We start from the raw sequence: 24,634 nt of genomic DNA, 5'->3' as shown, positions 1-24,634 counted from the left end.
CCGCCTTGTCAACGCAAGGCTCCGCGCGCGCGAGCGCCTGTCGCGCAGGGCCCAGGGGCCGTGCTCTCAGCTGCGGCCGCTTACGGTCAGCGGTTCTGTCCCGGAACCCAGAGCACGTCGTCGGCCCCGTTGGCGTTCGCGGTGCGGCTTGCCACGAACAGGAAGTCCGAGAGCCGGTTGAGGTATTGCAGCGCTTCGGCCGAAACGATCTCGCCCTCGGTGGCGGCGAGCGCCACAGCCAGACGCTCGGCCCGACGGCAGACGGTGCGGGCCAAGTGCAGGGCGGCGGAGGCGGCCGACCCGCCGGGCAGCACGAAGGACTTCAGGGGTGACAGGTCGGCGTTGAGGGCGTCGATGTCGCGCTCCACCCGCTGCACCTGGGCGGCGACGATCCGCAACGGCTCGTATTGGGGCGGCTCGGCGCTCTCCGGCGTCGCGAGGTCGGCGCCGAGATCGAACAGGTCGTTCTGGATGGCGCCCAGCATGGCGTCGAGGCGCGGCTCCGCATGCAGCCGCGCGAGACCGATGCACGAATTGGTCTCGTCCACGGTGCCGTAGGTCTCGATGCGCAGGTCCGCCTTCGAGCGACGCTCGCCGCTGGCGAGCGCGGTCGATCCCTTGTCGCCGGTGCGGGTGTAGATGCGATTGAGCGTGACCACGATGACGTCCGATCCTGAGCGAGCCTGGCGGTGGGGCGGAACCTAGCGCAGAATTCGGCGCCGGGGAGTCTATGCCGGCGCGCGGGAGATTGCGCGGGCGCGAAGGAGCCCACCGCAGACCCCCGCAAACGCAGAGGGCCGGCCCCGCTCTCGCGAAACCGGCCCCGGCAAGTCCGAAGGGACTGTCGGATTAGACCATGCGGCCGCTCAGAAGGTATAGCCGATCTTGCCGCCGAAATTGGTCAGGCCGCGATTGTTGGCGCAGAGGCCGGCATTCGACATGTGCTCGACCGTGGCCATGATGCTCCAATGCTCGGTGAGCCGGAAGCCGAGGGCGGCCGCCTCGCGGAACAGCGGGTTGCAGCCCAGCGTGTTGAAGCCGGCCGGGGCGGTCGGCTTCGGTCCGGTGTAGCCGTTATGGGCGCCGGCGCCGAAGAAGCCCTCGAGGAAGACCATGTTGTTCAGGGTCTGGGGGAAGAGGTCGACGGTCCAGGTCGCACCGATATAGGCGTAGCTGGTGCGGCCGCCGAAATTGTAGCTGCCGCCCACCGTCGCCCGGGGCACGAAGGCCTGCCAGAACGGATCGATGCTGACGAGCGGCTTGGAGAACAGGATCTCGCCGTTGATGTTGCTGGTGTTGTGCTCGGCGCTGCCGGGGTCCTGCACGGCCCCGCCGATGCGGACCTCGGAGACGATGCTGAGCGGCTTCACCGGGCTGAGATAGGCGGCGGCCGGCGGCGGCGCGGACGGGAAGTCTGCGGCCTGGACCGGCAGGGCCGTGGCGAGCACGGCGGCAGCGGCAGCGAGGCGGAACGAGTGGGAATGCATCAAGACGGTTCCGGTTGAACCGGTCCTGTCTAGCACGCGCGATCGCGCGGGCGGCAGGCTCCAAGGCGAGCGGATCGCCGATAGCTGTGCGGTGAGGCTCACCAGCCACACCCCCGGCTTCCCGGACGCGACGGGGATTACGCGCCGGCCACAATCGCCGGGACGCGGAACCGCTTCAGGCCGAGCGCCACCAGACCACGCCCATGATGAGGATGATCGCCAGGAACTGCAGCAGCACGCGCAGGCGCATCAGCTTCTGCGACACGTTCGCGCTGCCGCCGCGCATCATGTTGAGGAGGCCGAGGAACAGCACCACCGCCACCGCCACACAGGCGAGGAGCACGAGAGAGTTGGAAGAGATCACGGGGTCAGGTCTCGCGTCTGTCAGGTCGGTTCGGTTCGGTTGGGGGCTGAGCCCCATATGGGCCGCGCCGTTGGCGCAGCCCAGGGGGCACAGATGCCCGGCGGGGAAGGCGCCCCGAATTCGGGGCGCCGGGTCAGTTCCGGCGCAGCAGGCGCTCGAAATAATCGAGTTCCTCGCGCGGGCGGCTCGGGTCGCCGAGCTTGCGGCGCAGCTCCTCCATGATGCGGCGGGTGCGCTGCACGGCGGATTCGTCCGCCGTCGGCACGCGGGCATTGCCGCTGGTCATGTCGCGGCCCTTGCTGGGGCGACCGAGGGGATCGTCGTCGCGATTGCCGGCCTGGCCCTGCTGGCTCGGCTTCTCGCCGCCCTCGCCCTCGCCCTCGCCTTTACCCTCGCCTTCCCCTTCCGCCATCTCCTGCATCTGCTTCTGCATGCCCTCGGCGCCCCGCTGCAGGCCTTCGAGAGCCCGACCCTGGGCGTCCGCGGCATCGCCGTCCTTGCCCTGGCCGAGAGCGCCCTCGGCCTCGCGCATGGCCTCCTCGGCATCCGACAGGCCGTCCTCGCCCTGCATGCCGAGGTCCTTCATGCGGCGCTGGAGGTCTTCAAGGCGCTCGCGCAGGGCCTGCTGGCGCTGTCCGGCGCCACCCTTCTGGCCCTCGCCCTTTTGGCCCTGCTGGCCCTGCCCCTGCTGGCCCTGCTGGCCTTGACCCTGCTGGCCCTGCTGGCCTTGGCCAGGCTGACCCTTCTGTCCCTCCTGCCGCTGGCCCTGCTGACCCGGCTGCGGACGCTGGCCGCGCTGGCCCTGCCCCTGCTGGCTGCGCTTGTCCTGACCGTCCTTGAAGGTCTCGTCGCGCAGGGCCTGCTGCTCGCGCGACAGCTTGTCGAGTTCGTCGGCCTGCTTGCTCATCTCGCGGCTGCTGGGGTCGGACTTGCCGCCCGGCTCGGCCGTCTGGAGATTTTCCAGGATCTCACGAAGCTGATCGAGCAGCCGCTGCGCCTCCGCCGTATCGCCGCGCTTCATGGCCTCGGCCATGTCGCTGAGCATCTTGTTGAGGTCGTCAGGCGTCACGGTCTTGGCGTTCGGATTGGGCGGGCGCTTCTCGGCCTGAGACAGGGAATCCTTGCGCTGACGCTCGGCCATGTTCTTCATGAACTTGTCGAGGGCCTGCTTGAGATCTTCGGTAAGCTTCTTGATCTCTTCGTCGGGCGCATTGCGCTCGATCGCCTGCTTGAGGTTGTCCTGTGCCGCGCGCAGGCTCTTCTCGGCGTCGGAAAGGTCGCCGTCCTCGATCTTCAGGGCCATCTCCCACAGAAGGTCGGCCACCTCCATCAGGGCCTCGTCGTTGCGGGCGGCCCGCAGGCGGCGGGACGCGGTCTTCAGCCCGAGGAAAACGCTGGGCTGAGGCGTGAACCGGTCCGGGGCGATCTGGAGCGCATCGAGGGCGGTCTGGACCCGCCCGCGGCTCTCGTCCGGCGCCGTGATCAGGCGGCGGCGCTCCTCGGCCAGCGCGCGGGCGAGGGGCTGCGCGAAGATCCGGGCCGGCAGGGTGATCTCGGCGGTGGGGGTGCGCCCCTCCTGGCCGGCTTCGTCCTTGACCACCAGGGTCAGGCGGACGCGAGCGCCCGACCAGGGATTGTCGGTGAGATCGACCAGGGTCTTGGTGTCGTGCTCGCCGGTCGCATCCGCCGGCAGCGCCAGGGCGATCCGCGGCGGCGGCACCAGGGAGCGGGTGTTGGCAAGGGGCTCGACCAGGCCCTCGGCGGCGGCGATGCCGTAATCGTCCTTGGCCCGGTAGGTCAGGTTGAAGGTCCCGCGCGCATTCACGTCCAGCGCACCGATGCGCTGCACCTCGGGCGGGGTGTCCGGGATGGTCTCGATCACGAGGTGCTGGGTCGGGCCGCCGACCGTCGCGATGGTGAGATCGGCCGTCTCGCCGGTAAGCTGGAAGCGGTCCTCGCGCAGGTCCGCCTGCGGGGGCTTGCCGGGCAGCGCCTTCAAGCCGGCATTGGGCGTCAGCACGGCTTCGCCCTGGCCGGCGATGCGGACGATCAGGGTGGAATTGACCGGCGCGCGCAGACGCTGCCGGTCGCCGGTCATGGTCACCACCAGGGGCGGCAGCCGGGTGTAGAGCGGCGGGTCGATCCAGCCGTCGACCCGGAAGTTCGGCCCAGGCGCCGGGGGCGCCTGCCAGTCGAAGGCCCCGAGGATGCGCGGGCGCCACTCGGCGCCGGCCACGAACAGGCTCGCCACCGCGGCGACCATCAGGCCGGCCCGCAGGGCGAAGGGGTCGCGCCGCGCCATGGCGGGTCGCGGCGGGCCGGCCTTCAGGCCTGCCACGGCGGCGACGGCGCGGGCCTGATGCATGGCCCAGAGGGCGCGGGTGGCCGGGTCGGAGGTTCCGACCGCCAGGGTGTCGTCGATCGCCGCGGCGGGGTGATGAGCCAGCGCGCCACCCTTGGCGGCAGCCTCGCGGTCGATCCGCGCCAGCGCCTCCCGGCGGGTGCCGGGCCGCAGACGCGCGAGCGGCAGGAGCACGGCCCCCAGCGCCAGTGCGAACAGAGCGAGGCCGACGATGCGGCCGAATGGCGGCAGGTCGAGCCAGAGCCCGAGCCACGACAGGGTCAGGAAGGCGAGCCCCACGCCGAAACCGCGCCACAGGATCGGCCAGGCCCGTTCCCACAGCCCGGCCACCTGCGACCGCGCGACGAGGCGGTCGAGCCGCTGCTGCGGCCCGGCACCGCCGGTCGCCTGTGCCTGCGGATTGCCCGTGGAGGTCGCCGGCTCGGCCTCGCCCATCGTGTCTGGCTCCTCGCGCGCCGCATCGGCGGCACGCCTGCCGATCAGGCTAGCATGGTGGAGGCGCCGTGCGGCGGGGTCAAATCAGCCCAGGGGAGGGGTCCTGTCGAAAGCGGTCCGATCGTTCGAGGGATCGATCTGAACCGGTCGTGCCTCTCGCGGGTTGCTGCCACGATTTTCAGAACGCCGGAAGGATGCCCGCCATGGTCGATGTCAAACCCCTCGTCGATGCTCTGGTCCGCTCGCGGCGCGGCAGCCTCGCGGCGACGGCGGCCCTCGGGGGCCTTGCCCTGGTGGCGGGTCTCGCGGCGCGGGCCCTGCGGGGGCCGGGCGCGCCGGAGGCGGCAGCGGCTCCCGCCGCCGACGCTTCGGCCCCTACGGTGGGCGAGGACGAGGCTCGTATCATGCTGCGGGCGATGGTGGCCGCCACCCTGGCGGACGGCCTGATCGACAAGGACGAGCGTCAGCGTCTCGACGCGGCGGTGCAGGCCTCGGGCTTGGCCACCGACGGAGCGGCGTGGCTGGAGGCCGAGATCGCCGACCCGGTCGATCTCGACGAGATCGGGGACGCCGTGAAGACGCCGGAACAGGCGGCGCGGATCTACGCCGCCGTCCGTCTCTCGGTGCTGGCCGACACCCTGCAGGAGCGCGAGTTCCTGAAGCGTCTCGCCGAGACCCTGGATGTCCCCGAGGAGGCTGTCAGCCGCATCGAGGGCGAACTGGCGGCGTGACGGTCAGGCCTGCGGGGTGAGCCAGCCGGGCACCCGGTCGAGGCCGATCAGGTCGTCGTAGCTCTGGCGCGGCCGCACCACCGCCGCGTCGGCGCCCCGCACCAGCACCTCCGGCACCAGCAGGCGCGAATTGTAGGTGCCGGCCTGGACCGCCCCATAGGCCCCGGCGCTCATGATGGCGATCAGGTCGCCGGGGGCGACCTCCGGCATCTCGCGAGCGAGCGCCACGTAGTCGCCGCTCTCGCAGACCGGTCCGACCACGTCGGCGACGAGGCGGGGCGTCTTGGGTGTCGGCTCCGTGACCGGGCGCAGGCCATGATAGGCGTCGTAGAGGGTGGGGCGGATGAGGTCGTTCATCGCCGCGTCGACGATGACGAAGGTCCGGCCCTCGGTGCGCTTCACATAGATCACCCGCGTGACCAGGATACCGGCATTGCCGGCGATCATCCGGCCGATCTCGAACACCGGGCGCAGGCCGAGCGGCGCGAAATGCGGGCGCAGGATGGCGGAGAGCGCGGCCGGCTCCGGCGGCGGGGCGTTGTCGTCGCGGTAGGGGATGCCGAGGCCGCCGCCGAAATCGATGTGGTGGAGCGGATGGCCCTCGGCCATCAGGTCGCGCGCAAGCCCCGCGAGCAGGCCGGCGGCATGGTCGAAGGGCGCCAGATCGGTGATCTGGCTGCCGATATGCATGTCGACGCCGGAGATGGCGAGGCCCGGCAGCGTCGCCGCATGGGCATAGACCGCCCGGGCTCGGCTCAATGGAATGCCGAACTTGTTCTCGGACTTGCCGGTCGAGATCTTGGCATGGGTGCCGGCATCGACATCGGGGTTGACCCGGATCGAGATCGGCGCGGTCAGACCGAGGCTGGTGGCCACGGCGGAGAGTTCGGCCAGTTCGGGCTCGCTCTCGACGTTGAAGCAGTAGATGCCGGCCTTGAGGGCGGCGGCCATCTCGCCGCGGGTCTTGCCGACGCCGGAGAACACGATGCGCTGCGGATCGACGCCGGCCGCCAGCGCCCGGCGCAACTCGCCCTCGGACACGATGTCCATCCCGGCGCCGAGGCGCGCCAGGGTCGTCAGCACGGCCTGATTGGAGTTCGCCTTCATGGCGTAGCACACCAGGGCGTCATCGCCCCCGAACGCTTCGGCGAAGACGCCGTAGTGACGCTCCAGCGTGGCGGTCGAATAGCAGTAGAACGGCGTCCCGACCTCCTCGGCGAGGGCGGTCAGATCGACATCCTCGGCCCGAAGACGGCCATCGCGATAGTGGAAGTGGTGCATCGGCCTGCCTGCGAGCGTCCCGACCGGGATCATCGTCCGGGCACGGCGCACCGCGAGGCGCGCCGCTCCGCACGGGGGAGGGGGAGGAGCTTGGTGACCCGCTTCTACAGCAGGGGATCGAGCAGGAAAGGCCGGTTGGGAACGACGTAGCCGCGTTTGGCGCCGCGGGTCGTCTTCACCGGTGCCTCAGCCCCGGAGCCCGGCACCGCCAGGGTGTCGAGTTCGTCGCCCGCCCGCACGGCCTCCGGATCCGGCGCCGCAGTACCGCCACCGAGGCCGACGCTCTGCGGCAGGGCGCGGGGGCTCGCGACGCCGGGCAGACCCGGGCGGGCGAACGAGCGCGCGGCCTCGGTGCCCGGCGGCGGCTCGAGCGCGCCGCGACGGCCGCAGGCCGAGGCGCCGAGCGCGATGAGACCGACCAGGGCGATCGTCGGCAGATGGCGGGCGGGGAGGAACATCAACGCTTGGCGATCCGAAACGCGGTGGCGGACAGCATAGCCGTTGCGGCATCGCGAGGCGAGCACGACGGCGACGCTGTCCCGCTTGGCGTTCGACGAGGCTCAGCCCTTCTTCTTGCCGTCGGTCTTCTGGTAGACGTCGATGGCGCGACGGCAATTCTCGGACAGCTTGGTCCAGTTGGTCTGGAAGCACTTGTCCAGGGCCGGATCGTCGGTGGCGAGATTGCCGCAATAGGTCAGGTAGTCGCCGGTGCAGTACTTCTTCAGGGTCTCGTTGCCCCGCTTGGTCTGGGGTGCCGCGGCCCCCTGCGGCTGGGCGGCCGGCTGAGCGAGGGCCGGCGCGGCCAGGATGGAGGCCGTTCCGGCGAGGACGAGGGCAAGCGACGTGAGCTTAAGGGCCATGATGGGCGCAGTCCGTCTCAAAAACAGGGAATGGGCGATCCGATGAAGCGCCGACATGGTCGAAACAAGGCGCGCGGGTGGTCGCCGCGTGGTCAGGCGGCTTTCTACGCCGCGATTTCCGGTCCGCGCAACGGCCGCCACGTTTTCCGGCGCACATGACGACGCCTCAGGCCGCCACATGGGTTTGGCGGCCGATCCGTCGGTTGATCCGGGTTCGTGGCCGAACCCTCAGTTGGTCTGGGCCGGGAGCGAGAAGGCCGAGGCCGGCGGCAGGCGCTCGCGCTGCATCAGGCCGTCGGCCACGTCCGAGATCCGGCGCCGGAGGTCGGCAGCCTCGCCGTCGCGGCGGGCCATCACCTCGGCGAGGGCTTTTTCGGCCGCCGCGAGGCTGGCCCGCAGGGTTTCGCGCTCGGCCACCAGCGCGGCGGTGAGATCCGTGACATCCCTGCCCGCATCGGCGGTGTCGGTCGCGCCGCCCGGCTGGACCGGCCCGGAGCGGAGGGCGATGAGGTCGTCGAGGACGTCCCGGTGGGCCTCCTCCAGCACCTGCAGCGTGGCGATGCCGAGGGCGGTGTCCTGGCGGGCCGTTTCGAGATCGCGCTCGACCGCGTTCAAGGTCGCCCGCGTCGCCGCGATCACCGCTTCGCGCTCGCTGAGGGTGGCGTCGCGCGCCTCCACCGTCCGGGTCAGGGCGGCGGCCTCCATCGTCCGTGCCCCGATGGCGGCGAGGTCGGCGTGGCGATGGGCGGCCACCGCCTCGACCTTCCGCTCCAGGCGGCGCTGGGCGACGGCGAATTGCGCCCGCAGGTAATCCTTCTCGGCCGCCACTTCGGTGATCGAGAGGGGCAGGCGTGCCTGCAGGCGGCGCTCGGACAGGCGAGCGGCCCGCGCGTTCACGGCGGGCAGCAGCAGCAGCGCGCACAGGCTGGCGGCGAGGAAGCCGAGCGCGAAGATCATCACGGTTTCGATCACGCGGTAACGCTCACCCAAGACGCCGTGGACGGGAACGGCGCCCGATGCGCCCGGCACCGTCGCCCCTGGGACGCCTGTTTAGCTCATTTCTTCCCGGGATGGGCAAGGCTCTCTCAGAAAGCCGAGGCGGCATCGGTGACCGACGGCAGGACTTCGGCGCAAACCACGAAGACGCCCCCCCTATGCGCCGCCGCCCGGGCCGCTCGGGACGGTTCGGCACCTGGCCGGCTGCGACCTGCTGCCGCAGCGCCGGGCGTCCGGGTCAGAACGGGTTCCAGGTCGGTTTGCTGGTGAATTTCAGGTAGCCGATATTGATGCCGAGGCGGGCACCGACACCGGTCCGGATCGGCACGACCACGATGTTGTCGGCCGTGACCGCCGTCATGCCGAAGCCGCCGACGAGGTAGGCCGACCCGTCGACGCCGCCGAAGCGGCGATACAGGCCCGAGACGGCCGGAAGGTTGTAGACCAGCATCATGGTGCGGTCGCCGTCACCGCCGACATCGAAGCCGATCGACGGCCCCTGCCAGTAGATGCGGCGCTGTCCGGCATTGCGGGTGTAGAGCGTGCCCTCGCCGTAGCGGACGCCGCCCACGATGGCGCCGGACGCCTCCTGGCCCAGGATGTAGCCATTCGGCTCGCCCCAGCGGCGGGTCGCCTCCTCGACGAGTTTCGCCAGACCCCGCGACATCGACCCGAAGAAGCGGTGGCCGTTATCGACCAGCTCCTCCGGACGGAACGTGCCCGGCCCGCCTTCGACGGCGGCGAGCGCACGCGGCGACACACCGAGGAGCAGCGCGCCCGCGAGGCCGCCGACGAAACCGCGCCGCGTCGCGGGGCGGGGCGCTGAGAGGGCACGGGCGGCCCGATGGTTCGACGTCATGCCTCGTCCCTCCTGCTTATCCCTGCCGCCGATGCGAGGCGGTATCGTCTTGCTAACCGAGGCCGCGCTATCCATCGCCGGACAACCCTGGGGGCGGACGTCACCCCGTGTCGGTGCGCTCCGATCCCCGGCGAAGGCCGCAACCGGACCTGCCGACCGGTTCCGGCAACCGATTTTGGCGACCATGATGCGAAACAAAGCAACATGTGGTTAACACGCCGTCACTGGCTCCTCGCCGCCGCCGGCGTCGGACACCCGATCATCGCCCGGGCCGCCAGCCTGGTCGACCTGCCGGCCGGCCCGATCGCCCTGAACGGCTTCGATGCGGTCAGCTACTTCCTCGACGGACCCGAGGCGGGGCGCCCGGCTTACGAATGGGCCTGGCACGGCCGGACCTGGCGCTTCGCGCGCGCCGGAAACCTGGAAGCCTTCCGCCGCGATCCGATCGCCTACGCACCCCGCCTCGGCGGCTTCGATGCGGTCGGCATCCTGGACGGGCGCCTCGTCGACACGGACCCGCTGATCTTCGCGCGACTGTCGGGTCCGGCCGGCGGCGATCGGCTCTACCTGTTCCGCAACGAAGCGCACCGGGCGCAGGCGATGGCCGATCCGAGCCTCGCTCCCCGGGCCGAAGCCCGCTGGCCGACGCTGCAGGAACAGCGCGATCGAAACCTGTCGGACTGAGCGCCGGGACGCCGGCTCAGATCCGGCTCTCGCCCTGCGCCGAGCGCCGTTCCGAAGGGCGCCCGGCCGGACTGCGCTCGGGCAGGACGAGGTTTTCGGCGTAGCGGGCGTCGCCCAGGGCCGCGAACGGACCGTTGCGGTAGTTGCGGGTGTAATGGCCGTAGGTCATCGGCCGTCCGGCCGGCGCGACGACGCAGCCGCCCGCGACCGTGAGGATGTGGTCCCCGGCCGCCGTATCCCATTCCATGGTCGGGCCGCAGCGCACGTAGATGTCGGCCTCGCCGGAGGCGATCAGGCAGAATTTCAGGGCGGAGGCGGCCGAGCGGGTGGCACTCACCCTGAGAGCCCCCAGGCAGGCTTCGGTCTCGACATCACCGTGGCGGTTGCTGCGCAGGGCGACGAGGCCCTTGTCCGGCATCGGCCGGACCCCGATGGGCAGCCGCTCGCCGAGGCGTCCGTCGTGGATCTCGGCCTCGAAGGCCTGCGCGCCCGCGCCCCAGACCCGGGCGAGGCCGGGAGCCGCGAGGGCGGCGGCGATCGGCCGATTGCCGGCGACCAGCCCGATATTGACGCTGTACTCGGCGTTGCCGGCAAGAAAGTCGCGGGTACCGTCGAGGGGATCGACCAGGAAGAACAGCGGCGCGGGCGGATGATCGTAGGTCGATTCCTCGGCGATCACCGGGATGCCCGGCCAGTGGCGGGCGAGTTCGGCGAGGATGAAGGCCTCGGATTCCGCATCCGCCTGGCTCGACGGCGATCCGTCGAGCTTGACCACGTGCGGACAATCGCCGCCGTGATGCCGCTTCAGGATTTCGCCTGCCCGGCAGGCAATTTCCATCAGGGTGGCGGCAATACGGTCGCGCGTCGGAGCATCAATCGACATAATACTGCCTATGATGCCCGTGCCACAGACCCTTGTCGACCCGGATCGCGACGGGCCGAGACGCTTTTCAAAGCAATCGGCGCCGTCTATCGGTGCCGTTCACGACCGGACGCGGCCCCGAAACGCCTGCGCGGAGCGCACCATGACCCCCCTCGATCTCGACGCCCTCGACCTGTCCGCCCTGCTGTGCTCGCGCGTCTGCCACGATGTGATCAGCCCGGTGGGCGCCATCGTGAACGGCCTGGAGGTTCTGGAGGACGAGAGCGACACCTCCATGCGCGAATTCGCCCTGGAGCTGATCGCCAAGAGCGCGCGCCAGGCCTCGGCCCGGCTACAATTCGCCCGCATCGCCTTCGGCGCGGCCGGCTCGGCCGGAGCCTCGATCGATCTCGCCGACGCCGAGAAGGTGTCGCGCGGCATGTTCGTCGACGACAAGACGCAGCTCGCCTGGAGCGCGCCGCAGGCGCTCTATCCGAAGAACAAGGTCAAGCTGCTCCTCAACCTCGTGATGATCGCCCAGAGCGCGATCCCGCGCGGCGGCCTCATCGACGTGGTGGTGCGGGGCGACGGCGAGGCGCCGACCCTCGTCCTTAAGAGCAAGGGCTCGCATGCCCGCATCCCCGCCCATGTCGAGGCGATGATCGCCGGAACCCCGGAGGGCGGCACCGTCGACGCCCACGGCATCCTGCCGTTCTATGCCGGCCTCGTCTCCCGCGCGGCCAACATGGATGTGCGCTTCTCGATCGAGGGCGACACGGTGACGATCGAAGCGACGCCGAAATCCGTCGCGCCGGCCCCCGACGCCCATGCCCCGGCCCCGAAGGCGATCGAGGACGACCGTCCTTCGGATTCCGAGCCGCCCGAGACGGCCCTCGCCTGAAGCCCGGCAAGACCCCGGAAAAAGCCTGCCCCAAGGCGGATAGGCGGGAGATCGACAAATATTATTGCGGTCTCCCACTTTGATCCATGCGGTGAAACCCTTCCCTAACTGGTTCGGGTCCAAGCTCCGTCCTGCACAGACTGTAGTGCGCGTATGGACTGAGTACCCCTCATGGACGACTTGTTGCGTGAGTTCCTGACCGAGAGCGCCGAGCATCTCGATACGGTCGATGCCGAACTCGTCCGGTTCGAGCAGGATCCGAACAACCAGACGATCCTGCGGAATATCTTCCGCCTCGTCCATACCATCAAGGGCACCTGCGGATTCCTCGGCCTGCCGCGCCTCGAAGCGCTGGCCCATGCCGCCGAGACCCTGATGGGCCAGTTCCGCGACGGCATGCCGGTCACCGGTCCCGCAGTCAGCCTCATCCTCGTCACCCTGGACCGCCTGAAGGCGATTCTCGGCGATCTCGAAGCCACCGGCACCGAGCCGACCGGCAGCGACGACGACCTCATCGGCGCCCTCGAGGTGATGGCCTCGGCACCGATCGCGCCGGCCGCTCCGGCGCCCGCCCCCGAGATCAAGCTGCCCGACCCCGTCATCCGCGAACTGAAGCCCGGCGAAGTCACCCTGGAGGATCTCGAGCGCGCCTTCATGGAGGCCGAGGGTCCCGATCCGTTCGACGCCCCCGTGGCGGCCGCACCCGAGCCCGTCGCGCCTCAGCCCGTCGCTCTGGCACCGGAGCCCGAGGCGCCCGCCCCGATGCCGGTCCGGGCCGCCGAAGCCCCGGTGACCGAAGCGCCCGCGAAATCCGCCGATGCGCCCGCCGCCTCGGACGGCGAGGGCGCGATCGCCAAGGTCCAGACCATCCGGGTCAATGTCGACACCCTCGAACACCTCATGACGATGGTGTCGGAGCTGGTGCTGACCCGCAATCAGCTCCTCGAGATCGCCCGCCGGCACGACGATTCCACCTACAAGGTGCCGCTCCAGCGCCTCAGCCACGTGACGGCCGAGTTGCAGGAGGGCGTCATGAAGACGCGCATGCAGCCGATCGGCAATGCCTGGCAGAAGCTGCCGCGCGTGGTCCGCGACCTGTCGTCCGAACTCGGCAAGCAGATCGAGCTCGTCATGAGCGGCGCCGAAACCGAACTGGACCGTCAGGTCCTGGAGGTGATCAAGGACCCGCTCACCCACATGGTGCGCAACTCGGCCGATCACGGTATCGAGTCCTCGGCCGACCGCAAGGCCTCCGGCAAGCCGGTGCGCGGCACGATCCGCCTCTCCGCCTACCATGAGGGCGGCACCATCACGATCGAGATCGCCGACGACGGCAAGGGTCTCGACCTCGCCGCCATCCGCCGCAAGGCGGTCGAGCGCAAGGTCGCGAGCCAGGCCGAGGTCGAACGCATGACCGACGCCCAGGTGGCGAAGTTCATCTTCCACCCGGGCTTCTCCACCGCCGCCGCCATCACCTCGGTCTCGGGCCGCGGCGTCGGCATGGACGTCGTCAAGACCAACATCGAGCTGATCGGCGGTGTCATCGACATCAACACGCAGCTCGGCCGCGGCACCACCTTCACCATCAAGATCCCGCTCACCCTCGCGATCATCGCCGCTCTCATCGTGAAGGCCGGCGAGCAGCGCTTCGCGGTGCCCCAGGTGGCGGTGCTGGAGCTGGTGCGGGTCGACAAGGCGACCGCGCAGAAGGTCGAGCGCATCAACGGTTCGCCGGTTCTGCGCCTGCGCGAGCGCCTGCTGCCCATCGTCACCCTGACGGGCGTGCTCGGCCAGGATCAGGCCGCCGACGCCGTCGATTCCGGCTTCGTGGTGGTGGCCCAGGTCGGCCGCCAGCGCTTCGGCATCCTGGTCGACGAGGTCTTCCACACGGAAGAGATCGTCGTGAAGCCGATGTCCTCGAAGCTGCGCCACCTGCCGCTCTTCGCCGGCAACACCATCCTGGGCGACGGCGCCGTCGTGCTCATCGTCGATCCGAACGGCATCGCCCAGCAGGTCAGCCAGGGCTCGCAGTCCGGCGCGATCCCGGTCGAGGCCGAGGTCGAGGAGATCGAAGCCGCCGATGCCAAGTCCACGCTGCTCGTCTTCAAGGGCGGCGCCGGCAGCTTCAAGGCGGTTCCGCTCTCACTGGTGACCCGTCTCGAAGAGATCGAGTCGGCCAAGGTGGAATGGGTCGGCGGACGCCCGCTGATCCAGTATCGCGGTCGCCTGATGCCGCTGGTGCCGGCCGATCCGTCGATCGAGATCCGCAGCTCCGGCACCCAGGCCCTGGTGGTGTTCTCCGACGGCGAGCGGGCCATGGGCCTCGTGGTCGACGAGATCGTCGACATCGTCGAGGAACGCCTCGACGTCGAGATCGCCGCCGAGCGCTCGGACCTGATCGGCTCCGCCGTTCTGCGCGGCCGCGCCACGGAGATCATCAACATCGCCCACTTCCTGCCGCTCGCCTACGACGACTGGGCGCGCGGCCCGAAGAAGCCGGTCAAGCACAGCTCGACCCTCCTCCTCGTCGACGATTCCGCCTTCTTCCGCGACATGCTGAGCCCGGTTCTGAAGGCCGCCGGCTACAGCGTCATCACCGCCGCCAGCGCCGACGAAGCGGTGGCGACCCTGCTGTCGAACGGCCGCGTCGACGTGGTGGTGTGCGATCTCGAAATGCCGGGCCGCAGCGGCTTCGATCTCGTCGGCGCCATGCGCAAGGTCGAGGGTCGCGTCGCCAGCCTTCCGGTGATCGGCCTGTCCGGCACCATCGGGGCCGAAGCCATCGAACGGGCACGCACGCTCGGCATCGCCGATCTGGTGGCGAAGTTCGACCGCAGCGGGCTGATCTCGGCGCTGGCGGAGCTGGACGCGCCCAGCCTCGCCGCCGTCGCCGCCGCCGCCTGATCGCACAGCCCCCTTCGGAGTTCACGCCCATGATGCAGGCTGCCAACACCAATGCCGCGGATGCCGGCGGCACCCGTGATTTCGTCACCGTCTTCGTCGGCGAGACGATGTTCGGTCTCGCCATCGACCGGGTCCACGACGTCTTCATCCCGGCCGGTGTCACGCCGGTGCCGCTGTCGCCGCCCGAGATCGTCGGGTTGCTCAACCTGCGCGGCCGCGTGGTCACCGCCCTGTGCCTGCGCCGCCGCCTCAGCATGCCGGCCCGGACCGGCGACGCGGCCCAGATGGCCATCGGCCTGGAACAGGGCGGCGAGACCTTCGCGCTCATCGTGGACGGGGTCGGCGAGGTGCTGAAGCTCGGAGCCGAGACGCATGAGCCGGTCCCGATCAATCTCGATGCCCGCTGGCGCGACCTCACCCTCGGCGTGCACCGCCTCGACGGCCGCCTCCTCGTCATCCTCGACGTCGACGCCCTCCTGGCTTTCGGAACGACCGCCCGCACCGCCGGTGCAGCGTGAGCGCGCAAGGGGAGACTGAACCGATGAAAACCTGCCTCATCGTCGACGACTCCGCCGTCATCCGGAAGGTGGCGCGCCGCATCTTCGAGACCATGAACTTCCAGGTCGGCGAGGCCGAGGACGGCGAGAAGGCGCTCACCGCCTGCACCGAGACGATGCCGGACGCGATCCTGCTCGACTGGAACATGCCGACCATGGACGGCTACGATTTCCTGCGGGCGCTGCGGAAATCCCCCGGCGGCCAGAAGCCGAAGGTCCTGTTCTGCACCACCGAGAACGACGTCGGCGCCATCGCGCGCGCGCTCCATGCCGGGGCCGACGAGTACATCATGAAGCCGTTCGACCGCGACATCGTCACGGCGAAGCTGGCCCAGGTCGGGTTCGCCGTCGAGGCCGACGCGGCCTGACGCGGCCCCGGGCCGCGCCACGCGCCCCGTCCGGGACCCTCTTCCCCTCCGACCGATCTTCCGCGTCGCTCAAACCGTGAATTCATGATGGCCGCCACCGCACCGACCTACGCGTCGACCCATCCGGCCCCGCCGCCCCAGACGGGGCAGCGCGTCCGGGTGCTGATCGCAGACGATTCAGCGGTGGTGCGCGGGCTCGTCGCCCGCTGGATCGGGGAGGCCGGCTACGAGGTCGTCGCCACGGCCGCCAACGGTCGCATCGCCCTGGAGGCGATGTCGCGCCACGACCCCGACGTGATCCTTCTCGACATCGACATGCCGGAACTCGACGGCACCCAGGCCCTGCCGCTGCTGCTCGCCAAGAGCCCCGGCGTCCAGGTCATCATGATGTCGACCCTGACGACCCGCAACGCCGACATCTCGCTGCGCTGCCTCGCTCTCGGCGCCGTCGACTACATCCCGAAGCCCGAGAGCAATCGCGGCGTCACCACCTCGGACGCCTTCCGCACCGACCTCATCGAGCGGGTCCGCATCTTCGGCTCCGCCCGCGCTCGCAAGCGCGGCGCCTCCAGCGCGCCGATCCCAATCGCCCACGGCATGCCCGCCCCCGCGCCGGTCTCGGCCCTGCGGCCAACGTCGCCCCTGGTCCTGCGTCCGAAGGCCCGCACCGGCATCGCGCCCCGCGTCCTCCTCATCGGCGCCTCCACCGGCGGCCCGCGCGCCGTCGGCGAGGTGCTGGAGAAAATCGGCACCGCCACCCTGCGCCAGTTCCCCGTCCTGATCGTGCAGCACATGCCGCCGGTCTTCACCGCGGTGTTCGCCGAGCATCTCGGTGTCCGGACCGGCCTGCCGGCGGCGGAGGGCAAGGCCGACGAGCGCCTCCAGCCCGGACGGATCTACGTGGCGCCCGGTGGCCGGCACATGGGCCTCGGCGGCAGTCGTCAGGACGTGACGATCCGCCTGCACGACGGCCCGGTGGTGAATTTCTGCCGCCCGGCCGTCGACGTCCTGTTCCAGGATGCCGCCACGATCTTCGGGGCCTCCGCCCTGGCGGTGGTGCTGACCGGGATGGGCTCGGACGGCACCGGCGGCGCCCGCGCGCTGACCGAGGCCGGCGCCGCGGTGCTGGCCCAGGACGAAGCGACCAGCACCGTCTGGGGTATGCCGGGCAGCATCGCCAAGGCGGGCCTGGCCCAGGCCATCCTGCCGCTGGCGGAGATCGGCCCGGCCTTGCGCAATCTTCTGACGGGGCAGGGCGCATGACCGACGTCGAATTCGATTTCCTGCGCGCCTACCTCAAGACCCGCTCCGGCCTCGCCCTCAGCGGCGAGAAGCGCTACCTCGTCGAGAGCCGCCTCGGCCCGGTCTGCCGCCGGTTCGACATCGCCACCCTGGGCGCGATGGTGTCGGCCCTCAAGAGCAGCCGCGACGTCGCCCTGGAGCGTGCCGTGGTGGAGGCGATGACCACCAACGAGACGTTCTTCTTCCGCGACCGCACGCCCTTCGACCTGTTCCGCGACGTCCTGCTGCCGGAGGCCATGGCCCGACGCGCCAGCCAGCGCCGCCTGCGGATCTGGTGCGCGGCGGCCTCCACCGGCCAGGAACCCTATTCCCTCGCGATGATGCTGCAGGACGCGGCGCCGCGCCTCGCCGGCTGGACCGTCGACATCATCGGCACCGACCTCTCCACCGAAGTGCTGGAGAAGGCGAAGGCCGGTCTCTACAGCCACTTCGAGGTGCAGCGCGGTCTGCCGGTTCAGTCCCTGATCAAGCATTTCGAGCAGGTCGGCGAGCAGTGGCGCATTTCCGCGTCCCTGCGGCAGATGGTGGATTACCGACCGCTCAACCTGTTGCAGCCCTTCGACGGCCTCGGCACCTTCGACATCATCTATTGCCGCAACGTGCTGATCTACTTCGATGCGCCGACCAAGGGCGACGTCCTTGCCCGCCTGAGCACCAGCCTGGCCCCGGACGGAGCCCTGCTGCTCGGCGCGGCCGAGACCGTGATCGGACTGACGGAGAAGCTGGTTCCGAACGCCCAGCACCGCGGCCTCTACGTCCAGGCCGGCCGCACCCCCGCCGCCCGGCCGGCGGCCGGCGGCATCCTGTCCCCGGCGGTCGGGTCTCCCGGCCTCCTGCCACCCGCCGCCCAGACGGGTGCCGCCGCAGCGCCGCCCCTGCGCCGGGTGGTCGGGCTCTAGAACAGCCCGGTTGCCCACAGCCACGCCCCGCCGGGCCGTCGCTTCGTTCGTCGTGAGCCAGAGCCGGATGCGCTGCGTGGACGATTGCGGGCAAGCGTGAATCAGCGCGATGGGGCCAGGCCCCGCGATCCTGTCGACGGCTGAACTGACCGCGCCCCGGAACCACAGCCCCTTGATCGCCACACACGCTGACGTCCGGACACAAAAAAGGCCCCGCTCGCGCGGGGCCGTTTCACCGTCTGGCTCGGGTTCGTCAGACGGCGATGCGCTCTTCGCCCTCGTTGGGCTCGCGCAGCACGTAGCCGCGGCCCCACACCGTTTCGATGTAGTTCTTGCCCGAGGAGGCATTGGCCAGCTTCTTCCGGAGCTTGCAGATGAACACGTCGATGATCTTCAGCTCGGGCTCGTCCATGCCGCCGTAGAGATGGTTGAGGAACATCTCCTTGGTGAGCGTCGTGCCCTTCCGCAGCGAGAGGAGTTCCAGCATCTGGTACTCCTTGCCGGTGAGGTGGACGCGGGACCCGGAGACCTCGACGGTCTTCTGGTCGAGGTTCACGATCAGGTCGCCGGTGGTGATCACCGACTGGGCGTGGCCCTTCGAGCGGCGCACGATGGCGTGGATGCGGGCGACGAGTTCGTCCTTGTGGAACGGCTTCGTCAGGTAGTCGTCGGCGCCGAAGCCGAGGCCCTTCACCTTGTCCTCGATGCCGGCCATGCCGGAGAGGATCAGGATGGGGGTCTTCACCTTGGCGACGCGGAGGTTCCGCAGCACCTCGTAGCCCGACATGTCGGGGAGGTTCAGGTCGAGCAGGATGATGTCGTAATCATACAGCTTGCCGAGGTCGATCCCCTCCTCGCCGAGGTCAGTGGTGTAGGTGTTGAAGCTCTCGGACTTGAGCATCAGCTCGATGCTCTGCGCGGTTGCGCTGTCGTCCTCGATCAGAAGTACCCGCATCGTCGGTCCCCAGCCCAGCCGGCCGTCTGCAGCGTACGGGCAAGCCCCCGCTGTTCGTCCACCACCGGCCCGTGGCGGACGCTCCCTCGTCTATGACGTGAAACGCTATTCGTTAATCGTTAACAAACCCTGATTCCCGGACGCAAGCACCCAAATCACCCCGGGTGCCGGCCGCGCCTCGAACCGTTGACGGTCTGTTCTCGAAAGACCGGTCACGGGTCGGATGCGAAGCCTCTGCAAATCGCCTCAAGTGCCTCGTCCGCAAGGACATGTTGCGCGCTGTCTCTCCGGCGCCACGACGCCGAAACGTCGTGTGGTCCGGAGAGAAATTTTTTAGGTTCCGGCACAGGGCCGGCGGCCCGCTACAAGCCCGATGCCCACAGTGTTAAGGAGGGAGGTAAACGAATGGTTGAGAGATTCACCGATGACCCAGCTTGACCCTAGCGCCGCACGCTTGCGCCTGGCTGGAGCGCGCGGTGCGCTCGACGGCGTCGAGGTGCTGGAGACCTACGGACGGGTCGTGGCGATTCGGGGCCTGCTCATCGAGGTGGCGGGTCCGGTCGCGGCGATGCGCCTCGGCGGCCGCCTCGACATCGCCGTGGAGAACGGTCTCGGCGCCGTCCCCTGCGAAATCATCGGCTTTCAGGGCGACCGGGCGCTGGCGATGCCGTTCGGCTCCCTCGAGGGCGTCCGGCGCGGCTGCCCCGCCATGGTGCGCGACGAGGCCGCCGGCGCGGTCCGGCCGTCCTCGGCCTGGCTCGGGAGGACCATCGATGCCCTCGGCCGTCCGATCGACGGGCTGGGGCCGCTGCCGCCCGGCCCGGCGATCTATCCCCTGCGCGCCGATCCGCCCCCGGCCCACGCCCGGCGCCGCGTCGGTCCGCCCCTCGATCTCGGCATCCGCTGCATCAACACCTTCCTGACCATGTGCGCCGGCCAGCGCATGGGCATCTTCGCCGGGTCCGGCGTCGGCAAGTCGGTGCTGCTGTCGATGCTCGCCCGCTACACCGCCGCCGACGTGGCGGTGATCGGCCTCGTCGGCGAGCGCGGGCGCGAGGTCCAGGAGTTCCTTCAGGACGATCTCGGCGCCGAGGGCCTGGACCGGTCGGTCGTGGTGGTCGCCACCTCCGACGAGCCGGCCCTGATGCGCCGCAACGCCGCCTACGTCACCCTGGCGATGGCCGAGTATTTTCGCGATCAGGGCGCGCAGGTGCTGTGCATGATCGATTCGATCACCCGCTTCGCCATGGCCCAGCGCGACATCGGCCTCGCGGCCGGCGAACCGCCCACCGCCAAGGGCTACACCCCCACGGTGTTCAGCGAGTTGCCGCGCCTGCTTGAGCGGGCCGGTCCCGGCACGGGGGAGGGGGCGATCTCGGGCCTGTTCACCGTTCTGGTCGAGGGCGACGACCACAACGAACCGGTGGCCGACGCCGTGCGGGGCATCCTCGACGGGCACATCGTGATGGAGCGCGGCATCGCCGAGCGCGGGCGCTATCCGGCGATCAACGTCCTGCGCTCGGTCTCCCGCACCATGCCGCGCGCCTGCGACCCGGAGCACCTGCCGACGGTGCGGCGGGCGCGGCGCCTGCTCTCGACCTATGCCGACATGGAGGAGTTGATCCGGCTCGGGGCCTACCGGGCGGGCGCCTCGCCGGAAGTCGACGAGGCGGTCGCCCTCATGCCCGAAATGGAGGCTTTTCTGGGTCAGGGTAAGGAAGAAGCAACTTCGATCGGCGAGGGTTACCGTCGCCTGGCAGAGATTGTCGGTGCCCCGTAAGGGGTCACCCCGACGTAATCATCCTGAAGCCGGGTCCGGTCGCGCAGTCCCCGCGCGCCGGCAGGCCGAGCGTTGCGTGGAGTGAACCCGTCCATGAAATCCCGTGACACGTTGATCCGGCTGCGACGCTTCCAGGTCGACGAGAAGCGTCGCCGCGTGACGCAGATCGAGATGATGAAGGCGGACTTCACCCGCATGGCGCTGGAGCTCGACCGCGAAGTCGCCCACGAGGAGAGCCGCGCCGGCATCTCCGATCCCGCCCATTTCGCCTACCCGACCTATGCCCGTGCCGCCGCCACGCGCCGGGACAACATGCGCCAATCGGCAGCCGCCCTCGAGGGCCAGCTCGCCGAAGCCAAGGCCGAACTCGGCGAGGCCTTCGAGGACCTCAAGAAGATCGAGATCCTCGATGACCGCGAGCGCACCGCCGAGCGCGCCGCCGAGGCCGCCCGCGATCAGGCCGCCATGGACGGGATCGGCCTCTCGCGCATCCGCGCCTGACCCCCGGTTTCGTGCCGGCCGCAGGCGCGAGCCGGCACGAAACCGTCATGATCCCGTGGGATGAGCCGGTCCTGCCAGGGCCAGACCGAACCTCGCTTGCGATGCGCCGCATCGTCGTGCAGGGAAAGGCCCGAACCAGGGGCGTGTCCGAACCACCATGAAGAAGATCAGCGATTTCATCTGGCCGATTATCGGCCTCGCCGCCGTGATCTGTTCGGGATACCTGCTCTACAAGGAACTGGCCGGCATCTCGATGGCCGAGATCAAGGGCAGCTTCGCGGCGATCCCGACGCATCGCTTCCTTCTCGCCGCCCTCTCGACCCTGGTCGCCTATGCGGCCCTGGCCTGGTACGACCGTATCGCCCTGCTGCATCTCGGCGTGCGCCACATCGGCTGGTTCTTCGTCTCGGTCTGCTCGTTCACCACCTACGCGCTGTCGCACAACATCGGGGCCTCGGTCTTTTCCGGCGCGGTGGTGCGCTACCGGGCCTACACCGCCAAGGGCCTGTCGGCGGCCCAGGTTGCGGTGCTGGTGGCCCTGTGCTCCTTCACCTTCGGCCTCGGCACCATCCTGCTCGGCGGCTTCGTGCTGACGGTCCTCCCCGACACTCTGACCCGCCTGAACGGCTACCTGCCGGCGATCCTGACCGACCCCGCCACCGCCCGCATCCTCGGCGCCGGCCTCCTCGCCTTCGTCGCCCTGTACGTGATCGGCTCGCTGCTGCACCTGAAGCCGCTGACCATCCGCACGTTCAAGCTCGAATATCCGCGTCCCCGCATCATGGCGCGCCAGCTCATCGCCGCTCCGCTGGAGCTTCTGGGTGCGGCCGGCATCATCTACTTCGCGCTGCCCGAGGCCGGCAATCCCGGCTTCCTCGTGGTGCTGGCGGTGTTCCTGGCGTCGTTCTCGGCGGCCCTGGTCTCCAACGCGCCGGGCGGCCTCGGCGTGTTCGAGCTGGTCTTCGTGGTGGCGATGCCTGACATCGCTCGGCCCTCGGTGATCGCCGCGCTCCTGGTCTTCCGCCTGTTCTATTTCTGGCTGCCCTTCGTGATCTCGGTCGTCGTGGTGCTGCTCTACGAGCGCAACCGCCTCGCATCGGCCCTGCGCGACAAGCCGCACGATTCCTCCGCGCCCGACGCCCCCCTTACCGCCCCGGGCCTCAATGCGAACGCCCTCGAGCGCCGCATGGAGAAGAAGCCGGTCTGATCCGGCTTCGAGCACCCCCGTCGCAGCCTTGTCCGGGGCCTGTCGCCGAGCGCCCCGACCGGGGCACCCGGCGGCGGGCCCTTTTCGCTGTCCCGACGGGTGAGGAGGGTCACACCGACCCCACCGTGCGCAGCCGGGCGCGTGGATGGATCTCGGCCTGGCTCATCACCGGCGTTTCGCGCCGGAAGCGCTCGATGATCGAGCGCACGAAGGGCCGGGCCTGGACCGAGGTGACCAGCACCGGCATCTCGCCCATGCGGGCGGCGGTCTCGAAGCGATCGCGCACGGTGTTGACGAATTCGGAGAGCTTGGAAGGCTGCATCGCGAGATAGCGCTCGTCGCGCTCGCCCGCGATCGCGTCGAGGAAGGCCTGCTCCCAGGCCGGCGACAGGGTGATGATCGGCAGCATACCGTCCGGCCCCTGGTACTGGGCGCAGATCTGGCGCCCGAGCCGGGCGCGGACGTGCTCGACGATGTCGCGCGGGTTCTTCACGTGCCCGGCCACCTCGGCGATGCCCTCGATGATCGCCCCGAGATCGCGGATCGAGACCCGCTCGGCTAGAAGGAACTGCAACACGCGCTGGATGCCGGTGGTGCCGATCTGGCTCGGCATGACCTCCTTGAGGAGGTCGGCATGCTCCTTCGAGACCTCGCGCAGCAGCTTCTGGACTTCGACGTGGTTCAGGAGTTCGGAGACGTGGGCCTTGATGATCTCGGTGAGATGGGTCGAGACCACGGTGGCGGCGTCCACCACGGTGTAGCCCTTGAGCTGGGCCTGATCGCGCAGGGAGGCGTCGATCCAGGTAGCGGGCAGACCGAAGGTCGGCTCCAGCATGTGCTGGCCGGGCAGCTGCACCTGCCCACCCATCGGGTCCATCGCCATGAACTGACCGGGGAAGATCTGGCCCGTTCCGGCCTCGATCTCCTTGACGCGGATCACGTAGGCGTTGGCATCGAGCTGGACGTTGTCGAGGATGCGGACCGACGGCATCACGAAGCCGAGTTCGGCCGCGAGCTGCCGGCGCAGGGCCTTGATCTGGTCGGTGAGGCGGTCCTGCCCTTCCGGGCCGTTGACCAGCGCCAGCAGGGCGTAGCCCATCTCCAGCTTGAGATCGTCGAGCTTGAGGAGGTCGGTGACGGTCTCCTCCTTGGCGGCCTGGGCGGCGGCGACGGCGGAGGCGTCCATCGGCGCCCCGTCGGCGTCGAGGGGCGGCGCCTCGCGGGCGACCTTGGCGAAGTGCCAGGCGGCATAGCCGGAGGCGCCGGCCAGGGCGAGGAACGGCAGCATCGGCATGCCGGGCAGGAGCGCGATCAGCACCATGACACCCGACGACATGCCGAGCGCCTTCGGATAGTTCGCGAGCTGCTTTCCGAGCGCCTTGTCGGCCGAGCCCTTCACGCCGGCCTTCGACACCAGGATGCCGGCCGCCGCCGACACGATGAGGGCCGGAACCTGCGAGGCCAGCCCGTCGCCGATGGTGAGCAGAGTGTAGGTCTTGGCCGCCCCCAGGAACGGCATGCCCTGTTGGGCGACGCCGATGATGATGCCGCCGATGACGTTGATGAAGGTGATGAGCAGCGCCGCGATGGCGTCGCCCCGGACGAACTTCGACGCACCGTCCATGGCACCGAAGAACGAGGATTCCTCCTCGAGGGCGCCGCGCCGGGCCTTGGCCACCTTCTCGTCGATCAGCCCGGCCGAGAGGTCGGCGTCGATGGCCATCTGCTTGCCCGGCATCGCGTCGAGGGTGAAGCGGGCCGCCACCTCGGCGATGCGGCCCGAACCCTTGGTGATGACGACGAAGTTCACGATGATCAGGATCGCGAAGACGATGATCCCGATGACGAAGTTGCCCCCCATCACGAAGTTGCCGAAGGCCTCGATGACGTGGCCGGCCGCGGCCGTGCCTTCGTGGCCGTGCCCGAGGATGAGCCGGGTGGAGGCGAGGTTGAGGGCGAGGCGCAGCAGGGTCGCGACCAGGAGCAGGGTCGGGAAGACCGTGAACTCGAGGGGATTGTCGATGAACAGCCCGGTCATCATGATCAGCACCGAGATGATGATCGAGACCGCCAGCAGGAGGTCGAGCAGGAACGCCGGCAGGGGGAAGATGAGCACCGTGAGGATGCCCATCACGGCGGTGGCGAAGAACAGATCGGTGCGCTTCGAGAGCGCGGTCAGGTTCGCCCGGTTGGGGATCGCGAAGCTCGCGAGATGCCCCAAGCTCCCCCCGAATCCCGCTGCCGGACCCGGCGTGGCGGCCGTCTCGCTCATCGTCACCCTCACGCCCCCAACGATCCGGGGACCAGGCAAGTTTTGCCGGGTTTAGGGTTAGCGAAGC

The 24,634-nt window shown here is 69.8% G+C and carries 23 protein-coding genes; 11 read left to right on the top strand and 12 right to left on the bottom strand.

Annotation, left to right across the window (positions count from 1 at the left end; genetic code table 11):
- Window positions 1–86: 86 nt before the first annotated feature.
- The 4 genes from ASF60_RS21905 to ASF60_RS21890 all read right to left on the bottom strand — a co-directional run bounded on the left by ASF60_RS21905 (window position 87) and on the right by ASF60_RS21890 (window position 4,648).
- A complete protein-coding gene (locus ASF60_RS21905; RefSeq protein WP_056190187.1) occupies window positions 87–659 on the bottom strand; it encodes a cob(I)yrinic acid a,c-diamide adenosyltransferase in 573 nt (190 codons plus the stop codon).
- Between the two features lie 207 nt (window positions 660–866).
- The gene (locus ASF60_RS21900; protein WP_082503765.1) at window positions 867–1,487 is read right to left on the bottom strand and encodes an acyloxyacyl hydrolase; all 621 of its coding nucleotides are present in this window, start codon (window positions 1,485–1,487) and stop codon (window positions 867–869) included.
- 175 nt (window positions 1,488–1,662) lie between these two features.
- On the bottom strand, window positions 1,663–1,848 hold the full coding sequence (locus ASF60_RS21895; protein WP_056190414.1) for a twin transmembrane helix small protein: 186 nt from the start codon (window positions 1,846–1,848) through the stop codon (window positions 1,663–1,665).
- A gap of 136 nt (window positions 1,849–1,984) precedes the next feature.
- Window positions 1,985–4,648: a TIGR02302 family protein gene (locus ASF60_RS21890; RefSeq protein ID WP_056190184.1), complete on the bottom strand. Its 2,664-nt coding sequence runs from the start codon at window positions 4,646–4,648 to the stop codon at window positions 1,985–1,987.
- A gap of 203 nt (window positions 4,649–4,851) precedes the next feature.
- Here ASF60_RS21890 and ASF60_RS21885 point away from each other — a divergent pair, with 203 nt between their 5' ends.
- Entirely contained in the window at window positions 4,852–5,379 is a 528-nt protein-coding gene (locus ASF60_RS21885; protein WP_056190182.1) for a DUF533 domain-containing protein, read from the top strand.
- A gap of 3 nt (window positions 5,380–5,382) precedes the next feature.
- On the opposite strand, the gene lysA is transcribed toward ASF60_RS21885, so the two are convergent.
- The 5 genes from lysA to ASF60_RS21860 form a co-directional block, all read right to left on the bottom strand.
- On the bottom strand, window positions 5,383–6,660 hold the full coding sequence (gene lysA / locus ASF60_RS21880) for a diaminopimelate decarboxylase (protein ID WP_056190180.1): 1,278 nt from the start codon (window positions 6,658–6,660) through the stop codon (window positions 5,383–5,385).
- 104 nt (window positions 6,661–6,764) lie between these two features.
- Window positions 6,765–7,118 carry a hypothetical protein gene (locus ASF60_RS21875; protein ID WP_056190178.1) on the bottom strand — a complete coding sequence of 118 codons (354 nt, stop codon included), beginning with the start codon at window positions 7,116–7,118 and terminating at the stop codon, window positions 6,765–6,767.
- A gap of 102 nt (window positions 7,119–7,220) precedes the next feature.
- Window positions 7,221–7,520 (bottom strand): hypothetical protein, encoded by a 300-nt coding sequence (locus ASF60_RS21870; protein ID WP_056190176.1) that lies wholly within the window; start codon window positions 7,518–7,520, stop codon window positions 7,221–7,223.
- A 228-nt stretch (window positions 7,521–7,748) separates the two neighbouring features.
- Complete coding sequence (locus tag ASF60_RS21865; RefSeq protein WP_082508137.1) at window positions 7,749–8,492, bottom strand: hypothetical protein; 744 nt, start codon at window positions 8,490–8,492, stop codon at window positions 7,749–7,751.
- A gap of 262 nt (window positions 8,493–8,754) precedes the next feature.
- Window positions 8,755–9,375 carry a DUF1134 domain-containing protein gene (locus tag ASF60_RS21860; protein ID WP_056190172.1) on the bottom strand — a complete coding sequence of 207 codons (621 nt, stop codon included), beginning with the start codon at window positions 9,373–9,375 and terminating at the stop codon, window positions 8,755–8,757.
- 204 nt (window positions 9,376–9,579) lie between these two features.
- On the opposite strand from ASF60_RS21860, the gene ASF60_RS21855 reads away from it, so the two are divergent.
- The gene (locus ASF60_RS21855) at window positions 9,580–10,059 is read left to right on the top strand and encodes a hypothetical protein (protein ID WP_056190170.1); all 480 of its coding nucleotides are present in this window, start codon (window positions 9,580–9,582) and stop codon (window positions 10,057–10,059) included.
- A gap of 16 nt (window positions 10,060–10,075) precedes the next feature.
- Here ASF60_RS21855 and ASF60_RS21850 read toward each other — a convergent pair whose 3' ends face one another.
- The gene (locus tag ASF60_RS21850; protein WP_056190168.1) at window positions 10,076–10,942 is read right to left on the bottom strand and encodes a 3'(2'),5'-bisphosphate nucleotidase CysQ family protein; all 867 of its coding nucleotides are present in this window, start codon (window positions 10,940–10,942) and stop codon (window positions 10,076–10,078) included.
- 142 nt (window positions 10,943–11,084) lie between these two features.
- On the opposite strand from ASF60_RS21850, the gene chpT reads away from it, so the two are divergent.
- The 6 genes from chpT to ASF60_RS21820 all read left to right on the top strand — a co-directional run bounded on the left by chpT (window position 11,085) and on the right by ASF60_RS21820 (window position 17,852).
- On the top strand, window positions 11,085–11,822 hold the full coding sequence (chpT, locus tag ASF60_RS21845; RefSeq protein WP_056190167.1) for a histidine phosphotransferase ChpT: 738 nt from the start codon (window positions 11,085–11,087) through the stop codon (window positions 11,820–11,822).
- A 171-nt stretch (window positions 11,823–11,993) separates the two neighbouring features.
- On the top strand, window positions 11,994–14,726 hold the full coding sequence (locus ASF60_RS21840) for a hybrid sensor histidine kinase/response regulator (RefSeq protein ID WP_056190165.1): 2,733 nt from the start codon (window positions 11,994–11,996) through the stop codon (window positions 14,724–14,726).
- A gap of 32 nt (window positions 14,727–14,758) precedes the next feature.
- Window positions 14,759–15,244 (top strand): chemotaxis protein CheW, encoded by a 486-nt coding sequence (locus tag ASF60_RS21835; RefSeq protein WP_056190412.1) that lies wholly within the window; start codon window positions 14,759–14,761, stop codon window positions 15,242–15,244.
- Window positions 15,245–15,267: 23 nt separating this feature from the next.
- Window positions 15,268–15,651 carry a response regulator gene (locus ASF60_RS21830; RefSeq protein ID WP_056190164.1) on the top strand — a complete coding sequence of 128 codons (384 nt, stop codon included), beginning with the start codon at window positions 15,268–15,270 and terminating at the stop codon, window positions 15,649–15,651.
- 87 nt (window positions 15,652–15,738) lie between these two features.
- Complete coding sequence (locus tag ASF60_RS21825) at window positions 15,739–16,914, top strand: protein-glutamate methylesterase/protein-glutamine glutaminase (protein WP_443136790.1); 1,176 nt, start codon at window positions 15,739–15,741, stop codon at window positions 16,912–16,914.
- A complete protein-coding gene (locus ASF60_RS21820) occupies window positions 16,911–17,852 on the top strand; it encodes a CheR family methyltransferase (RefSeq protein WP_082508136.1) in 942 nt (313 codons plus the stop codon). Before ASF60_RS21825 ends, ASF60_RS21820 begins: the two co-directional genes overlap by 4 nt.
- 253 nt (window positions 17,853–18,105) lie before the next feature.
- Here the strand turns inward: ASF60_RS21820 and ctrA are convergent, their stop codons facing one another.
- Window positions 18,106–18,807, bottom strand: a complete 702-nt coding sequence (ctrA, locus tag ASF60_RS21815; protein ID WP_019903129.1) for a response regulator transcription factor CtrA — start codon at window positions 18,805–18,807, stop codon at window positions 18,106–18,108.
- A gap of 424 nt (window positions 18,808–19,231) precedes the next feature.
- Between ctrA and fliI the strand changes: the two genes are divergently transcribed.
- From fliI to ASF60_RS21800, 3 genes are all read left to right on the top strand, one after another.
- Window positions 19,232–20,587: a flagellar protein export ATPase FliI gene (gene fliI / locus ASF60_RS21810; RefSeq protein WP_056190162.1), complete on the top strand. Its 1,356-nt coding sequence runs from the start codon at window positions 19,232–19,234 to the stop codon at window positions 20,585–20,587.
- 93 nt (window positions 20,588–20,680) lie between these two features.
- The gene (fliJ, locus tag ASF60_RS21805; protein ID WP_056190161.1) at window positions 20,681–21,088 is read left to right on the top strand and encodes a flagellar export protein FliJ; all 408 of its coding nucleotides are present in this window, start codon (window positions 20,681–20,683) and stop codon (window positions 21,086–21,088) included.
- 157 nt (window positions 21,089–21,245) lie between these two features.
- On the top strand, window positions 21,246–22,295 hold the full coding sequence (locus ASF60_RS21800) for a lysylphosphatidylglycerol synthase domain-containing protein (protein WP_056190159.1): 1,050 nt from the start codon (window positions 21,246–21,248) through the stop codon (window positions 22,293–22,295).
- A 109-nt stretch (window positions 22,296–22,404) separates the two neighbouring features.
- On the opposite strand, the gene flhA is transcribed toward ASF60_RS21800, so the two are convergent.
- Complete coding sequence (gene flhA, locus ASF60_RS21795) at window positions 22,405–24,567, bottom strand: flagellar biosynthesis protein FlhA (RefSeq protein WP_056190156.1); 2,163 nt, start codon at window positions 24,565–24,567, stop codon at window positions 22,405–22,407.
- Window positions 24,568–24,634 lie beyond the last annotated feature (67 nt).

It is taken from the genome of Methylobacterium sp. Leaf113 (assembly GCF_001423325.1).
Taxonomy (GTDB): domain Bacteria; phylum Pseudomonadota; class Alphaproteobacteria; order Rhizobiales; family Beijerinckiaceae; genus Methylobacterium.
Note: the sequence above shows the minus strand (reverse complement) of the source record. Positions and strands in the feature narration are given on the sequence as shown.

What these genes read in the sequence shown, in the direction of transcription:
- flhA (WP_056190156.1), bottom strand. Translation starts at nt 24,567, where the DNA reads ATGAGCGAGACGGCCGCCACGCCGGGTCCGGCAGCGGGATTCGGGGGG.
- ASF60_RS21900 (WP_082503765.1), bottom strand. Translation starts at nt 1,487, where the DNA reads ATGCATTCCCACTCGTTCCGCCTCGCTGCCGCTGCCGCCGTGCTCGCC.
- ASF60_RS21870 (WP_056190176.1), bottom strand. Translation starts at nt 7,520, where the DNA reads ATGGCCCTTAAGCTCACGTCGCTTGCCCTCGTCCTCGCCGGAACGGCC.
- ASF60_RS21835 (WP_056190412.1), top strand. Translation starts at nt 14,759, where the DNA reads ATGCAGGCTGCCAACACCAATGCCGCGGATGCCGGCGGCACCCGTGAT.
- ASF60_RS21885 (WP_056190182.1), top strand. Translation starts at nt 4,852, where the DNA reads ATGGTCGATGTCAAACCCCTCGTCGATGCTCTGGTCCGCTCGCGGCGC.
- ASF60_RS21840 (WP_056190165.1), top strand. Translation starts at nt 11,994, where the DNA reads ATGGACGACTTGTTGCGTGAGTTCCTGACCGAGAGCGCCGAGCATCTC.
- ASF60_RS21890 (WP_056190184.1), bottom strand. Translation starts at nt 4,648, where the DNA reads ATGGGCGAGGCCGAGCCGGCGACCTCCACGGGCAATCCGCAGGCACAG.
- lysA (WP_056190180.1), bottom strand. Translation starts at nt 6,660, where the DNA reads ATGCACCACTTCCACTATCGCGATGGCCGTCTTCGGGCCGAGGATGTC.
- fliJ (WP_056190161.1), top strand. Translation starts at nt 20,681, where the DNA reads ATGAAATCCCGTGACACGTTGATCCGGCTGCGACGCTTCCAGGTCGAC.
- ctrA (WP_019903129.1), bottom strand. Translation starts at nt 18,807, where the DNA reads ATGCGGGTACTTCTGATCGAGGACGACAGCGCAACCGCGCAGAGCATC.
- ASF60_RS21800 (WP_056190159.1), top strand. Translation starts at nt 21,246, where the DNA reads ATGAAGAAGATCAGCGATTTCATCTGGCCGATTATCGGCCTCGCCGCC.
- ASF60_RS21855 (WP_056190170.1), top strand. Translation starts at nt 9,580, where the DNA reads ATGTGGTTAACACGCCGTCACTGGCTCCTCGCCGCCGCCGGCGTCGGA.
- ASF60_RS21825 (WP_443136790.1), top strand. Translation starts at nt 15,739, where the DNA reads ATGGCCGCCACCGCACCGACCTACGCGTCGACCCATCCGGCCCCGCCG.
- ASF60_RS21820 (WP_082508136.1), top strand. Translation starts at nt 16,911, where the DNA reads ATGACCGACGTCGAATTCGATTTCCTGCGCGCCTACCTCAAGACCCGC.
- ASF60_RS21850 (WP_056190168.1), bottom strand. Translation starts at nt 10,942, where the DNA reads ATGTCGATTGATGCTCCGACGCGCGACCGTATTGCCGCCACCCTGATG.
- chpT (WP_056190167.1), top strand. Translation starts at nt 11,085, where the DNA reads ATGACCCCCCTCGATCTCGACGCCCTCGACCTGTCCGCCCTGCTGTGC.
- ASF60_RS21860 (WP_056190172.1), bottom strand. Translation starts at nt 9,375, where the DNA reads ATGACGTCGAACCATCGGGCCGCCCGTGCCCTCTCAGCGCCCCGCCCC.
- fliI (WP_056190162.1), top strand. Translation starts at nt 19,232, where the DNA reads ATGACCCAGCTTGACCCTAGCGCCGCACGCTTGCGCCTGGCTGGAGCG.
- ASF60_RS21830 (WP_056190164.1), top strand. Translation starts at nt 15,268, where the DNA reads ATGAAAACCTGCCTCATCGTCGACGACTCCGCCGTCATCCGGAAGGTG.
- ASF60_RS21875 (WP_056190178.1), bottom strand. Translation starts at nt 7,118, where the DNA reads ATGTTCCTCCCCGCCCGCCATCTGCCGACGATCGCCCTGGTCGGTCTC.